The organism is Protofrankia sp. CiP1_Cm_nod4, assembly GCF_982290645.1.
Window position 1 is genome coordinate 3,453 of sequence record NZ_CEVIVC010000115.1, and the last position, 13,333, is coordinate 16,785.

Below are 13,333 nucleotides of genomic sequence, written 5' to 3' on the forward strand. Positions count from 1 at the left end.
TTAGCTGGGGCTGGTGGAATGCGGACCGTCTTGCGACGCCAGGCGCACGACGTTCGCCTGGCCGAGTCTCTGCTCATGTGTTTGGTTCAGTTCGAGGGACAGCTCGACGACGAGCCGGCGCAAGGTCGCGGCGGTGGCGCGTTCCTGGGCGAGGTCGGCGCTGACCGCGGTGAGTTTCCGCTCGAGGTCGGCGTTCTCGCGCCGCAACCATCGGGCCAGTGCGGAAGAACAGGTTAACCTGGGCATCAACCGCCCCGGATGCGTTGTTGTCACACAGCGCGACGGGTCGTTGCCGGGAAAGGCTCAGTGGGTACAACCTCGCCCATGACGTGGGGGAGTAGCGGCGGGCGGCAGCGGGCGGTGCTGCTGGTCGGGTGTCTGATCGGACTCGGTGCGCTGTGGTGGCTGACCCCGGCTTTCTACGGATCGGGTGCGGAGGGGCGGGCCGGGGCGATCGCGACGACCCGCACCGGCATCCTGACCGTCGCCGCCGGGCTGATCGCGTTCTTCGGGGTCACGATGAACCTGGAGGAGACCCGTCGCGCCAACGAGCAGGCCCGCGTCCGCGACCAGCAGACCCACGAGCGGGAGCGGGAGGCGCAGCTGGCCGACCGCTACACCGCCGCCGTTAGCCAACTCGGCTCGGACACCCTCGACGTCCGCCTCGGCGGCCTCTACGCCCTGGAACAGATCGCCGTCGACGCGGCCACCCACCACCGCACCGTCGTCGAGGTCCTCTCCGCGTTCGTGCGGGAACACACCATTCCCGGCCGGCCCGGCGCCCTGCGCCGCCAGCGCGACCGGCCTCCGCCCCCAGCCGCGGCGGCGCCGCCGGGCACCGCCGACCTACCGTCGGCCGGCAAAACGGAGAGCACGAGCGCGGCACCGGCGCCGGTGCCGGCGCCGTCCGGGCCGGACACCGATATCCAGGCCGCCCTCACCGTTCTCGGCCGGCTGCCCCCTCGCGACGGCGTGCCCCGCGCCGTGCTCACCGGCGCCGTGCTCACCGGCGCCCTGCTGAACCGGGCGAACCTCACCGACGCCCAGCTGTCCTGGGCGAACCTCACCAACGCCCAGCTACGCGGGGCGAATCTCACCCGCGCCTGGCTGCACGGGGCGAATCTCACCCGCGCCCGGCTGTTCGGGGCGAATCTCGCCGGTGCCCGGCTGTTCGGAGCGAATCTCACCCGCGCCCGGCTGTTCGGGGCGGACCTCACCGACACGGTGGAGCTGACGCAGGAGCAGCTCGAGTCGGCGACAGGGGATTCTTCGACGGTGCTGCCGGACGGGGTGGCGCGGCCGGCGTCGTGGCCGGCCCGCGGCCTGGACGACACACCCCCGCCCTGAGTCCGTTTCATCCGGTCTGCCGGTTTTTCTGGGGCCCGGGGCCCTGCTGGTTTATTCAGGCTGGGAGGGTGACGTCTCGCTGGTGCCGATGGCCGGACTTGATCGCGTCAGCGGTGCTACCGCAGGGTTGGGTCGACGTTGTGTAGCGGTGTCGGCGGCATCCAACACGGCGCGCAACACGCGGGCCGGTAATGGATCGTCCGGCGTCGGGTCGGGACGATGGCGCGCGTGTCCATGCAGCCGAGACCCTGGCCCGAGATACCCGCACGGACCGTGGAGGTCGCCTGCGCCGCGTTCCCGAAGGGCAGCCTGGCGATGCGCATCCGCGAGGAGCTCGGCGCGGTGTACGAGGACGAACGGTTCACCGCGGCGTTCGAGGTGCGGGGCCGTCCAGCGATCCCCCCGGCCCAGCTGATGATGGTCACGGTGCTGCAGTTCAGCGAGAACCTCACGGACCGGCAGGCCGCGGACGCGGTACGCGACCGGGTGTTCTGGAAGTACGCCCTCGGCCTCGAGCTCGACGACTCCGGGTTCGACCCCAGCGTCCTGTCCGAGTTCCGCGCGCGGCTCGTCGAGGGGGATCTCGCGACCCTCGCGCTGGACGCACTGCTCGAACGCCTCGCCGCCCGGGGCCTGGTGAAGGCGGGCGGGCGGGCGCGCACCGACTCCACCCACATGCTCGGCGCGATCCGGCACCTGTGCCGTCTCGAACTGGCCGGGGAGACCCTGCGCGCCACGCTCGAGGCGCTGGCCAGCGCCGCCCCGGCGTGGCTGACCGGGGTGATCGACGCGTCCTGGCAGCTGCGCTACGGGGCGCGGGTCGGCAACCTGCACCTGCCCGAGTCCGAGACCCGGCGCAAGGCCCTCATGCTCGACTACGGCCGCGACGGCTACCACCTGCTGAAGGTGATCTCCTCGCCCGGGGCCCCGGCCTGGCTGCGGGAGATCCCCGCCGTCGACGCGCTGCGCCGGATCTGGGTCCAGCAGTTCTACCGGTACACCACGAACACCGGGACGGAGGGGGTACGGCGGCGGGAGAGCGAGTCCGAGGGCGGGGACGGTCTCCCGCCCGGCAGAGACCGCCTGATCTCCCCCTACGACCTCGACGCCCGCCACAGCGTCAAACGCGACCACGGCTGGGACGGCTACAAGGTCCACTTCACCGAGACCTGCAACCCACCCGACCCCGCTACGACGACCGCGACGACCGCGACGACCGCGACGACCGCGACGAAGACTACCGGGCGCGGCGATCTCCCCAACGTGATCACCGGGGTGCTGACCACGGTGGCGACCACCTCCGACGCCGCCGCCGCGCTCGAGGAGATCCACGCCGGGCTCGCGCGCAACCGGCTGCTGCCCGCCGAGCACCTGCTCGACTCCGGCTACCCCAGCGCCGAGCAGATCGTCCGCTCCGCCCGGGCCTACGGGATCACGCTGGCCACCCCGGTCCTGCTCGACCAGTCCGCCCAGGCCAGGGCCGGACAGGGCTATGACAAGGCGAGTTTCTCCTTCGACTTCGACCAGCGACGCGGCACCTGCCCCGAGGGCAGGGCCAGCAGATCGTGGACCCCGTGCCGCCAGCGAGACACCGACGCGATCGTGGTGACCTGGGCGAAGGCGGACCGCGGCCCCTGCCCGAAACGTGCACTGTGCACGAAGGGCACCCGCCGGCAGATCACCATCCGGGACCGTGGCCTGCACGAAGCCCTGGCCGCCGCGCGGGCCGAGCAGACGACCGACACGTGGAAGCGCCGCTACGCCGCCCGGGCCGGGATCGAGGGCACCATGCGCCAGACCACCCACGTCGCCGGCACCCGCACCGCCCGCTACATCGGCCTACCGAAGACCGCCCTCGAACACAACATCGCCGCAACCGCGATCAACATGATCCGGCTCGATGCCTACTGGACCGGGAAGCCCCTCGACCGCACCCGCGCCACCCACCTCGCCCGACTCGACTTCACCCTCGCAGCCTGAATAAACCAGCAGGGCCGCCCGGGAAAACAAATGGCTCTGTTGCATTGGGCGGAGGCAAGGCATGGTGGACCTGTGCCGGGCGGGTGCTCAGACGGCCAGCGCGAGCTCGGTGAAGGCAGCCGTCAGCCGCTGGCGGGGTTCGGCGTCCGTTCCGAGTTCATAGTGGCCGCGGCGGATGTTCTGCACGAACGCCTGCCCGGCGCCGATCACCTGCACGGAACGGAAACGTTTCAGCCCGCGCATCGGCCGCAGCCGCGCCTTGAACCTGCCATGATCGGTTTCGATCGGGTTGTTCGCATACCGGTCGTCGATGTGCTGGGCGGCGGGTAGCTGCTCGTCAAGGACCCGCGGGTAGGCGGCGGCCCGGTCGGTGGTCACCTCGCACGGCCGGCGGCCGTGCGACAGCGCCTGGGTGAAGAAGCATCGGGCCGCGGCCAGGTCCCGATGCTCACTGGCGAGGACGTCGATGACCTGGCCGAACTGGTCGATCGCCCGGTACAGGTAGGTCCACCGACCGGCGACCTTCACCTACGTCTCGTCGACAAACCAACGATCACCCGGCGTGTGCCGGCACGGCCGGGCCGCGTCGATCAGCAGCGGGGTGAACCGGCGCACTCACCGGTAGATCGTGACGTGGTCGACGACGAGACCGCGTTCGGCGAGGAACTCCTCGACGTCGCGGTAGGACAGGGCGTAGCGCAGGTACCAGCGAACCGCCAGCACGATCACCTCGGGTGGGAACCGAAAACCGGCGAACTCCGAAGCTGGGACCGGTGGACGGGCAGGACGTCGACCCATCACCCGATCATGCCCGAGTGGTAGCTGCGGTGGTGGACTTCGCCAACGCAACAGTGCCGTTCCGCGTCAGGGCGTAGAGCAGCGACCACACCATGACCATCCAGCCTGCCCGGCACAGACCCCGTCCGGTAGGCAAACACCCAGGTCACCGCCCGAATCGGGATTCCGGAGCCCCACAGGATCGCCACGGACACCCTCGGTCTGCTGGTCGCGGTGGTCGTGGTCGCCGCCAGCGTGCACGACCACACCATCGGCACCGCCCTGCTGGACCGGGTGGCCGCCGCGGCACCATCGATACGTAAGGCGTGGGTGGACGCCGGGTTCACAAACACCGTCGTCGCCCACGGGGCCGGCCTGGGAATCGACGTGGAGGTCGTCGGGCGTGCCGCGGGGACGCGGGGGTTCACCCCGCTGCCCCAGCGGCGGAGAGTCGAACAGGCCTTCGGCACGCTGATGCTGCACCGCCGCCTCGCCCGGGACTACGAGACGCGACCCGCCAGCACGACCGCGATGATCCACTGGTCGATGGTGGACGTGATGACCCGCCGGCTGACCGGCACCACCACCCCGACCTGGCGGGACCCGCCGGCCTGACCGGGACGGGAGGACCCGGCGCACGACAAGGGAGCGGGATGTCGACACAGCGGCTGCTGGAACAGATCGAGACCCGACGGACACGCCTCGGACGCACCGTCGAGCAGCTACGAGAACAGATCACCGAACTGCGTGACCAGCTCACCGCCACCGAGCACACCCTGGAACGACTGGAGATCACCCGCCAGACGGTGCTGGAGCTGTCCGCCGAGGCCACCCACGCCCCAGCGGAACCGCTGCCGCCAGGGTATCGAGAGGTGCTGGCCGTGTTCACCCCCGACCACGACGGGCTGCACGCCAAGGACGTCTGCCTGGCCCTGGGCACCGGCACCGGACCCCGCCATATCGAGGGCATCCGGGCCAAGCTGAAACGGCTGGTCGAACGCGGTGTTCTCACCGAACCCGATCCCGGCCTGTTCGTCCTCCCTCACTCCACCCCATAGATCAACCCAGACCGGAAACCGGCGAATCACCACAGAACGCCCACTGAGGGCTACGGGCGAGAGGAAGGCTGGACGGATGAATAGCGTGAACCCTTGTTGATGCTTCGTAACCGCAGCTCTCCGGGTGGTGTGTGGTGCCGGGGTGACAGGGACTGGCCGTTGAGAAGCGGCGGGCGGCGGCCGAGGACTGATGATCGGTCGTGGGAACACTGAGCAAACGAGTCCGGCGTCAGATCCGAATTGTTGGTGTCGGTGTCGCGTACATGCTGGCCTGCCGTGCTACGGCCGCGTGGCCGTGAGTTATTTGGAACGCGGTGCTGTGACCCGGCTTTGGTGCTCGGTGGACGGGCGCACCGCGCGTTCGGCCAGGCGGATCACGGCGCGTCTGGGCAGGACGCGGGGAAGCTTCGTGACGAGTGTGTTCCCGAGGCCGTCGACAGCTGTCGGTCGGCCGCGGTCGATCGCTCGCAGGGCGGTCGCCACCGCCTGTTCGGGTGAGCGGCGGCGGCCGACCGACGCTTCCTGCGCGCCGACGACCTCGAAGAACGGCGTGTCGGTGGAGCCGGGGCACAGCGCGACTACCTGGACTCCGGCGGGCTTCGCCTCCGCCCAGAGCGCTTCGGTGAAGGAGAGCACGAACGCCTTGGTCGCGGCGTAGACCGCCATGTGCGCGACGGGCTGGAACGCCGCGGTGCTCGCGACATTGATGACGGTGCCGCGCCCGCGCGTGACCATGGCGGGCAGGAACCGGGCGGTCAGCACGACCACGGCCTCGCAGTTCAGTCGCACCTGTCCCACCAGGCGGTCCCGGTCGGTCGAGACCACGTCGCCGTGGGTCGCGAAACCGGCGTTGTTGACCAGGACGTCGATCGGCCGGCCGAGCGCCTCCAGCCGTCCGGCGATCTCGTCCACGGCGCTGGGCTGCTCGAGGTCCACCGCGATCACCTTGGTGTGCACCTGGTACTGCCGGGTGAGGTCCGCCGCGTGCGCCACGAGCTTGTCCTCGCTGCGGGCGACCAGCACGAGGTCGGCGCCGCGGGCGGCGAGCTCACGCGCGAAGACCACGCCGATGCCGGTCGACGCGCCCGTCACGAGTGCCGTCTGTCCGCTGAGGTCCATTTTCATCTCCATACCATCTGGTCGGTTTTTTTTGAGGGTACGGGTTCCCCGCATGATTCCGTCACACCGTCGATCTTTGGTCCGGGTGTGCTGGCGGGCGGGGGTCAGCTCTTCCCCGGAGACGGTCGCGGAGTGCTGTCGGCAGCGGGCTCGGAAAGGCCGTCGGCTGGGCTACCGGGTTCGCACAAGGCCCACTCCACGAGCTGGCCCAGGACCTTGGCTCGGTCGATGAATCGGGACGGCCCGGCCGGTTCGTCAAGAACGTCGGTCAGCGACTTGAGCCCGTCGAACGCGGCGACGAGTACGGCGGCGACCGCGTCGGGGTCGAGGCCAGTGCGCAGATCGCCCTCGGACTGACCGCGGCGCACGATGTCCGCGACAGCCTCCACCCACTCCGCCATCGGCCGGCCGACCCGGTCGGCGAGGTCGGGTTCGGCCGCCAGCTCCCGGGCCAGCCGGGTGACGGTCCACGTCGCAGGCTCGGTCACGATCAGGTCCAGCATCGCTGGGACCAGGTCGCGAAGCTGATCCACGGCGCGAGGCCGGGACGCCAGGCGTGTGCCGACCTGCTCCAGCAGGTGGGTCTTCTGGCCGGCCAGCACGGCGAGCGCCAGGTCGGACTTGGAGCGGAAGTAGAAGTAGAACGCCCCCTTGGTCATGCCTGACGCCTCGATCAGGTCGGCCATGGTGGCCACGGCATAGCCACGCTCGGCGAACACCCGCCCGGCCGTGCGCAGCAAGAAGGCGCGCGTGGCCTCGCCCTTCGCCGTAGCCGGCCTCGTCACAGCCGCACCGCCTGCCATGTGTCCAAGATAAAACCAACCGGACGGTATGTCGACGACTGACTTGTGGGCTCACGGGCACCACGGAGCGACGACGTCGGACCGGACGGCGTCTGATCCGTTCCTGGGTCAGGTCGGCGACGGGGTGGTCGGGCCGTGGCGGCTGAAGGTCGCGACCGCGATAGGGGCGTCGTCCGTTGTAGTGCGTGACATATTCGACCAGGACGGTACGGAGGCGCCGTTCACTGAAGATCATAATCCGGTCGGTGACCTCGGTCCGGACCGTGCGGACGAACCGTTGCGCGTAGGCGTTCGCCCGCGGAGTTCGGGGCGGGATCGTGACCGTGGTGATGCCGGCGTCGGCGAGGATCGCGTCGAAGGACGCGGTGAACTGCCCGGCCCGGTCGCGGACCAGGAAGTGGAAGTCGGCCGCCCGGTCACCGAGGTCCACCAGGAGGTTCCGGATTTGTTGGGTGGTCCACGGTCCGTCCGGGTTGCGGTGACCCCGTGGACGTGGACGTGGACGTGACGGGAGCCGACCTCCACGACGAAGAAGCAGTACAGACGCCGCAGCGTCACGGCGCGGTCCGCCTGGAAGAAGTCGACCGCCAGCATGGTCGATGCCTGGGCGCGCAGGAACTGCCGCCACGTCGTGTCGGTCTGGCGTTTCGGGGCCGGAGCAGCCTGAGGGACGTCAGGATTCGGCGGATCGTGGACGCGCCGACCCGGTGGCCGAGCTTGAGTAGCTCACCCTGGATCCGCTGGTACCCCCACGTCGTGTTCTCGGTCGCGAGTCGTGCGATGAGGGTCGCGATCTTCGTGCTGGCCGGCGGTCGTCCAGCCCGCTGCGGGTAGGTCCACTTTCGTGTGACCAGACGGCGATACCACCGTAGGACGGTTCCTGGGGTGATCAGCCGGTGCGCTCGCAGCGTCTTCGGCAGAAGCTGGATCCGTGCGGCGAGTACCGCCCGGTCCGCCCAGTCTCACCGGGGCTTGGGCTGGGTGCGGCGTAGCACCGCGACCTCGTGCCGCAGCACGAGCAACTCGATGTCCTTGGACGCCGACGAACGGCCGAGTAGGACCAGCCAGCCACACACCCGCACGAAGATCAGACAGAGCGGGCGCGCGGACATAGCTGACCATCATGCCGACAGTCGCGCCGTCACATCATCCCAGCTCACAGACCCAAGCCGACTTCTGGCACCCCACAGGCGGCAGGGCGAGACACCCTGCCGCTGATCGCAAGCTGATTGCATGTAAATTTCGAGCATGCAGACAGCCCGTGTCCGCGTGGCGCGGCGCGGCGCACGGCAGGCTTCCTCCGACCGGCCCGCGCATCGCGCTCACACATACAGGGATGGCGTCCCGAGCTGCCGCCCGGTCGTATGTTGCAGGTCCCCGGCCGCGGGGAGGTTTTCGTGCGGCAGACCCGGGCCGACCGGGACGGTGTACTGCCGGTGTTGCTGCTGCACGGGTGGACCTGGTCGCTGGACGTCAATTTCTTCGGGTTGCTGCCACCGCTGTCCCAGCGGCATCCGATTGTCGGCCTGGACCAGCGTGGCCACGGACGCGGACTGCCGATCGCCGGGGAGTTCTCCATCGCCGACTGCGCCGAAGACGTCATAGCGGTGCTCGACGTCCTGAATATCGACCGCGTGATCGTGTGCGGATTCTCCCTCGGCGGCTTGGTGGGAACGCATATGGCGTTGGCTCATCCGCAGCGGGTCGCGGGCCTGGTCCTGACAGCTTGCGCACTGAACTACCGGCAGAACCGCCGCGACCGCCTGTTGTGGACCACTCTTGCGACGGCAGCCCCGCTGGCTCTCCTCAAACGACACACTGTGCCGCCCCGCCTTGCAACGGCAACTGGCCGACCAGCTCGGGGCACATGTCATCCCGGTAGCAGCCGATCATGATCTTCCGGTGGTCCATCCCGACCTGTTCGCCACCGCCGTGCTGGACGCAGTTGCCAGGGTGAACGCCCGCGTGAGCGGGGCGTAGCGCTGCTCGGTCGCGCTCATTTCCACGCCGTGCCTTCCCCGGGGCCTCGGCATGATGATTGATCCACAACTAGGCGCTACGCTATGTAGCCAGGAGCGGGAGGACTCGATTCCGGTCGCCGGCGATTCTCTCGGTCGCCTGACAAGGTGACAAACGGCGTTATCGACATTTTTGTCGGCCTTGTCGACCCGGGTTCCGGACGCGTCCCGTCCAGCCCGGACGGGACGCCGGCCGCCGTGACCGTGGTCGCCGCGAGCGTGCACGACAACACCATCGGCGTCACGTTACTGGTCTCCTGAACTGTCGACGTATATTGCTGCCAAGCGGGACACGGTGCTTACGGTTAAGGCAGGCGTGATGGGAGACCAAGTCGATGTCGGCCGGGCGCCCGGCGAGTCGGACAACCTGACTGTGCGAGCATCGGAGCGCCCGTGGAGTGGGCGTAGCGCCGCTTCCCGTGGCCCGCTCAAGATCTTCTACTCCTATGCTCACGAGGATGAGCCGATCCTGGCGGAGTTACGCAAGCATCTCGCGCCGCTTCGTCATGAGCAGATCGTCGTGGACTGGTATGACCGCGAGCTCCTGCCCGGGGCTGACTGGGATTCGGAGATCAGCTCTCGCCTCGAGTCGGCGGACATAGTGATCGCTCTCCTGTCTGCGGACTTCGTCGCCTCGCAGTACGCGTATGGCCGGGAGTTGCGCAGGGCACTTGAGCTGCACGATCGAGGCAGCTTGGCGCTGGTTCCCGTGGTCGTTCGTCCGTGTCGCTGGGAACGCCTGCCGGTCGCGCGCCTACAGGTGCTGCCGGAAGATGCAAAGCCGATCACTAGCTGGGGAGAGCCGGACCGGGCATACCTGTCGGTGGCGGTCGGCGTTGAACGTGCGGTGCGGGGCTTGCTCTCGCGCAGCGAAAGCCTTGTCGATGACTGGCTCGAATCCCGCGTCATCCGGCGTCGTGTGATCAGACAAATTCAGGATTACCTGCGGGTCCTCGGCTACTACAGAGGGCCGATCGATGGCATTCCAGGCGTGGGAACCGAGCATGCCGTGCAGGCGTTTCAACGCCGCGCTGGTATCAAGGCCGACGCGATGATCGGCCCGGAGGTGATCCGCCGTCTCGAAGACGCCGTTAACTCCGGCGCCGCAGCGTCGTCGGGTCAGCCGACCTGAAAGGCATACTTCCAGCACGAGCCGGTCCAAGATCTCTTGTCCGGCCCCCCGTCCGCGCTGGCACGCCCGTACCCTCGCCGGCCGGTTCGCCGGCGAGCTAACCCGCGTCAGCCCTACCCGCCACGGCCAAGCCGGAGCTCACTTACGAACCCGCCTGCCTTGCCGCCGGTTCCGCTTTCGCATGTGATCGGGATGGGTTGCGAGACGGGTCGCGAATTTCGGGCGGCAGGGCTACGGCGTTGGATGCCGGTAACCGGATTCGTCGCTCTTCCGGTAGCTACCTGACACTGTGGGTGGAGCCCCGAGTATGAGTGCCATGAGCCCTTCCGTTGATGATCAAAGTCAGGCGCGCCGCGCCGGTGGGGGTGGCAGTGGCCGCCCCCACGTACGGGTCCCCAATGAACGGGTCCTCTTCGTGCGGATGCGCACGTCGCAGGACCGCGCGGCCGATGCGATCACGTCGTTTGCGGGTTCCCTGCCGTTCGTGTATCTCCACGCCATCTGGTTCGGTGTCTGGGTTCTGCTGAACGAGGGCGTGTTCGGCCGGGCTGGCGTCTTCGATCCGTATCCGTTCGGACTGCTCACGATGATCGTCAGCCTGGAAGCGATCTTCCTGTCCACCTTCGTGATGGTGAGCCAGAACCGCGAGGCGGCACGGCAGAACCTGCGGGCCGAACTCGATTTTGAAACCGACCTGCGGGCCATGGTGTGGTCTGCCCACATCGGTACGGCTCTTGGTCTCGACCCCGAGGAGATCGAGCGGCACGCCCAGGAGATCATCGCGCAGGCCAGGGCGGACATCGTTCAGCCGTCCGCGCCCCCGCGGTTCTCGGAGATCACGAACGAGACTCATCCCTGAAACGACCGTCGCGGGGACGACTACGTGAGTCAGGATGTCGACGAGGCCGCTTTCCTGAAGAGCAGTCTGATTCAGAGCGTCGTCCTCGGAAACTCCTGATGATCGGTGAAGCAGTCGGCCGGTCCGGGATCGGCGGCACGTACGACATCGTGTGACACGTCAGGTCCATCAGGTTGCCCCTTGCGGTCGCGCGTCGAGGAGATCCGGGCGGCCGGGCAGCGTGAACGTCGAGCTCGGAGCCGTCCCGACAGCGGCGCGGCGATGAGCGGGGCGGCGGGCAGCGCGGCAGTCCGAGTTCGATAGCGCGCCACGACGGTGACCTGCCCCATCACGCCGTCGAAGCTGGCGAGGCCTCGCCGTCGAGGACGGTGGCGGTGATCGCGGCCGCGTCGGTCACGATCGACGCGTCGCGGGCGGTACGCGCGAGCAGGAGCGCGCCTTCGAGCGTGGCGACTGCCCAGCGGGCCAGACGCCGGGCCTCCGCTGCGGGCCGGCCTGCCCATCTGAGTTTGTCGGCGAGGGGCTCGGCCCAACGCTCGAATGCGGCGCTCGAGGTCTCCGCGACCGCGTCCGTGATGCCGGCGAGCTCCAGGGCGACCGTCGCGACGGGGCAGCCGCGCTCGTAGCCGGACTCTCGGAGGTCCGCCGCCTGCTTCGCGGCGATCGCCGCGACAAGCTCACCAGGTGTGCGCGCCGCGGCGGCGAGGTGATCGATCAGCTCTCGGACCCGGTCACCGCTGAACGCGATCGACTCGACGGCGAGCTCCTCCTTCCCGCCCGGGAAGTGGTGGTAGAACGAGCCCTTCGGCGCCCCGCTGGCGGCGAGGATCGTCTCCAGGCCGGTCGCCGCGTACCCCTGGCGGCGGAACAGGTCGGCAGCGGCAGCGATTGCGGCGCCGCGGGCGGTTGAGGTTCTCGGCATCTGGACTCCCTTGGACTCCTTGTCTTTCGCTGCCGGCCATACTATGGTGGGCGCCATACTATGGCGATCGCCATAGTATTAGTCGGAGAGGACGCCCTCATGCCCGTCGTCACCGTTCAGATCCCGGCCGGTTCGCTCGACCCCGTACAGAAGTCCGAGCTCATCGCCCGGATCACCGACGCCGTCGTCGAGGTCGAGAAGGCCGAAGCGATCCGTCCGTACGTCTACGTAATCGTCGACGAGACGAGCCGCGACGGATACGGACTCGCGGGCACCCCCGTCGACGTCACGCTGGCGAAGGCCGCGCAGCGATGACCCTCGACGGCCGCACAGCGCTCGTCACCGGGTCGACGTCCGGCATCGGCCGGGCCGCCGCCGAAGCACTCGCCGCTCGCGGCGCCCACGTCATCGTCACCGGGCGCGACGCGGCGAAGGCGGCGGAGGTCGTCGCCGGGATCGAGCACGCCAGCGGGGTCGCGCGGCCGGTCATCGCCGATCTCGCGACCCCCAGCGGCCTCACCGCGCTCGCCGCCCTCGACGACGTCGACATTCTCGTCAACAACGCCGGGTACTACCGGTTCGCGCCAACCACGGCGACGAACCAGGCCCTCTTCGACGCGTTGGTCGACGTGAACCTGCGCGCCCCGTTCCTCCTCGGCCAGGCGCTGATCCCGAAGATGGCCGCGCGCGGGCACGGCGCTGTCGTCAACGTCTCGACCGTCGCCGCGCGGGTCGGCACGTCGACATCGGCGGCCTACGGCGCAGTCAAGGCCGGACTCGAATCGATCACCCGCGCGTGGGCGGCCGAGTTCGGCCCGTCCGGTGTGAACGTCAACGCCATCGCGGTGGGCCCCACCCACACTCCCGGCACTGACGCCGTCGTCCAGGTCCTTGAGGGCCTCACCCGCGCCTTCCCGCTCGGCCGCCTGTTCCGGCCGGAGGAGATCGCGGATGCGATCGCGTACCTCGCCGGGGCCGACTATCTCCACGGGGCAACGCTCGCTGTCGACGGCGGCGCGAGCGTGGTCGTACCCGCGCCGCGGTAGCCACCGACCGTGTGACGCGCCGGAACGCTTCATCTGCGCTCGTGACCGCCTGGCTGGACCTTCCGTGACTCACGAATCGAGCTTGCCCACCGGAGCATCGTACCGTTCAGCCACCGACACGACCCGCACCGGAACCGTCACTACGAGCCCTCAGGCCGTCGTGGTGAGCGATAAGGAAAAGGCGCATCAGATGCGTCAGATGGGGACCAGGAAGGCGAGCGAAAGCGAACCGCTGTCGAAGTGTCGAAACCAGATCAGACGGTATCGAAACG

At 69.0% G+C, this 13,333-nt stretch carries 13 protein-coding genes and 3 pseudogenes; 10 read left to right on the forward strand and 6 right to left on the reverse strand.

What is annotated here, in order from left to right:
- Window positions 1–273 carry a hypothetical protein gene (locus AC5LSR_RS18385; protein ID WP_493468731.1) on the reverse strand — a complete coding sequence of 91 codons (273 nt, stop codon included), beginning with the start codon at window positions 271–273 and terminating at the stop codon, window positions 1–3.
- Between the two features lie 51 nt (window positions 274–324).
- Between AC5LSR_RS18385 and AC5LSR_RS18390 the strand changes: the two genes are divergently transcribed.
- Both AC5LSR_RS18390 and AC5LSR_RS18395 read left to right on the forward strand, forming a co-directional pair.
- Window positions 325–1,347, forward strand: coding sequence for a pentapeptide repeat-containing protein (locus AC5LSR_RS18390; RefSeq protein WP_493465370.1), 1,023 nt, complete (start codon window positions 325–327; stop codon window positions 1,345–1,347).
- A 234-nt stretch (window positions 1,348–1,581) separates the two neighbouring features.
- Window positions 1,582–3,327 carry a transposase gene (locus AC5LSR_RS18395; protein WP_493465371.1) on the forward strand — a complete coding sequence of 582 codons (1,746 nt, stop codon included), beginning with the start codon at window positions 1,582–1,584 and terminating at the stop codon, window positions 3,325–3,327.
- 87 nt (window positions 3,328–3,414) lie between these two features.
- Here AC5LSR_RS18395 and AC5LSR_RS18400 read toward each other — a convergent pair.
- Window positions 3,415–4,125, reverse strand: a pseudogene (locus AC5LSR_RS18400) (IS6 family transposase).
- Between the two features lie 180 nt (window positions 4,126–4,305).
- On the opposite strand from AC5LSR_RS18400, the pseudogene AC5LSR_RS18405 reads away from it, so the two are divergent.
- Window positions 4,306–4,719: pseudogene (locus tag AC5LSR_RS18405) on the forward strand (transposase); the annotation flags it as partial.
- A 38-nt stretch (window positions 4,720–4,757) separates the two neighbouring features.
- On the forward strand, window positions 4,758–5,162 hold the full coding sequence (locus tag AC5LSR_RS18410) for a hypothetical protein (RefSeq protein WP_250285613.1): 405 nt from the start codon (window positions 4,758–4,760) through the stop codon (window positions 5,160–5,162).
- A 300-nt stretch (window positions 5,163–5,462) separates the two neighbouring features.
- On the opposite strand, the gene AC5LSR_RS18415 is transcribed toward AC5LSR_RS18410, so the two are convergent.
- The 3 genes and pseudogenes from AC5LSR_RS18415 to AC5LSR_RS18425 form a co-directional block, all read right to left on the reverse strand.
- Complete coding sequence (locus AC5LSR_RS18415) at window positions 5,463–6,281, reverse strand: SDR family NAD(P)-dependent oxidoreductase (RefSeq protein ID WP_250285614.1); 819 nt, start codon at window positions 6,279–6,281, stop codon at window positions 5,463–5,465.
- A gap of 104 nt (window positions 6,282–6,385) precedes the next feature.
- On the reverse strand, window positions 6,386–7,066 hold the full coding sequence (locus AC5LSR_RS18420) for a TetR family transcriptional regulator (protein WP_250285615.1): 681 nt from the start codon (window positions 7,064–7,066) through the stop codon (window positions 6,386–6,388).
- A 97-nt stretch (window positions 7,067–7,163) separates the two neighbouring features.
- Window positions 7,164–8,196: pseudogene (locus AC5LSR_RS18425) on the reverse strand (integrase core domain-containing protein); the annotation flags it as partial.
- A 285-nt stretch (window positions 8,197–8,481) separates the two neighbouring features.
- Here AC5LSR_RS18425 and AC5LSR_RS18430 point away from each other — a divergent pair.
- The 4 genes from AC5LSR_RS18430 to AC5LSR_RS18445 all read left to right on the forward strand — a co-directional run bounded on the left by AC5LSR_RS18430 (window position 8,482) and on the right by AC5LSR_RS18445 (window position 11,093).
- Window positions 8,482–8,979 carry an alpha/beta fold hydrolase gene (locus tag AC5LSR_RS18430; protein WP_250291120.1) on the forward strand — a complete coding sequence of 166 codons (498 nt, stop codon included), beginning with the start codon at window positions 8,482–8,484 and terminating at the stop codon, window positions 8,977–8,979.
- Between the two features lie 231 nt (window positions 8,980–9,210).
- Window positions 9,211–9,363 (forward strand): hypothetical protein, encoded by a 153-nt coding sequence (locus AC5LSR_RS18435; protein WP_250287220.1) that lies wholly within the window; start codon window positions 9,211–9,213, stop codon window positions 9,361–9,363.
- A gap of 58 nt (window positions 9,364–9,421) precedes the next feature.
- Entirely contained in the window at window positions 9,422–10,234 is an 813-nt protein-coding gene (locus tag AC5LSR_RS18440) for a TIR domain-containing protein (RefSeq protein ID WP_493468732.1), read from the forward strand.
- 307 nt (window positions 10,235–10,541) lie between these two features.
- Window positions 10,542–11,093, forward strand: coding sequence for a DUF1003 domain-containing protein (locus tag AC5LSR_RS18445; protein ID WP_493468733.1), 552 nt, complete (start codon window positions 10,542–10,544; stop codon window positions 11,091–11,093).
- A 328-nt stretch (window positions 11,094–11,421) separates the two neighbouring features.
- Here the strand turns inward: AC5LSR_RS18445 and AC5LSR_RS18450 are convergent, their stop codons facing one another.
- The gene (locus AC5LSR_RS18450) at window positions 11,422–12,015 is read right to left on the reverse strand and encodes a TetR/AcrR family transcriptional regulator (protein ID WP_250287216.1); all 594 of its coding nucleotides are present in this window, start codon (window positions 12,013–12,015) and stop codon (window positions 11,422–11,424) included.
- 99 nt (window positions 12,016–12,114) lie between these two features.
- Between AC5LSR_RS18450 and AC5LSR_RS18455 the strand changes: the two genes are divergently transcribed.
- Window positions 12,115–12,330 carry a tautomerase family protein gene (locus AC5LSR_RS18455; protein ID WP_250287214.1) on the forward strand — a complete coding sequence of 72 codons (216 nt, stop codon included), beginning with the start codon at window positions 12,115–12,117 and terminating at the stop codon, window positions 12,328–12,330.
- The gene (locus tag AC5LSR_RS18460; RefSeq protein WP_250287212.1) at window positions 12,327–13,061 is read left to right on the forward strand and encodes an SDR family NAD(P)-dependent oxidoreductase; all 735 of its coding nucleotides are present in this window, start codon (window positions 12,327–12,329) and stop codon (window positions 13,059–13,061) included. The genes AC5LSR_RS18455 and AC5LSR_RS18460 overlap by 4 nt, the downstream gene beginning before the upstream one ends.
- Window positions 13,062–13,333 lie beyond the last annotated feature (272 nt).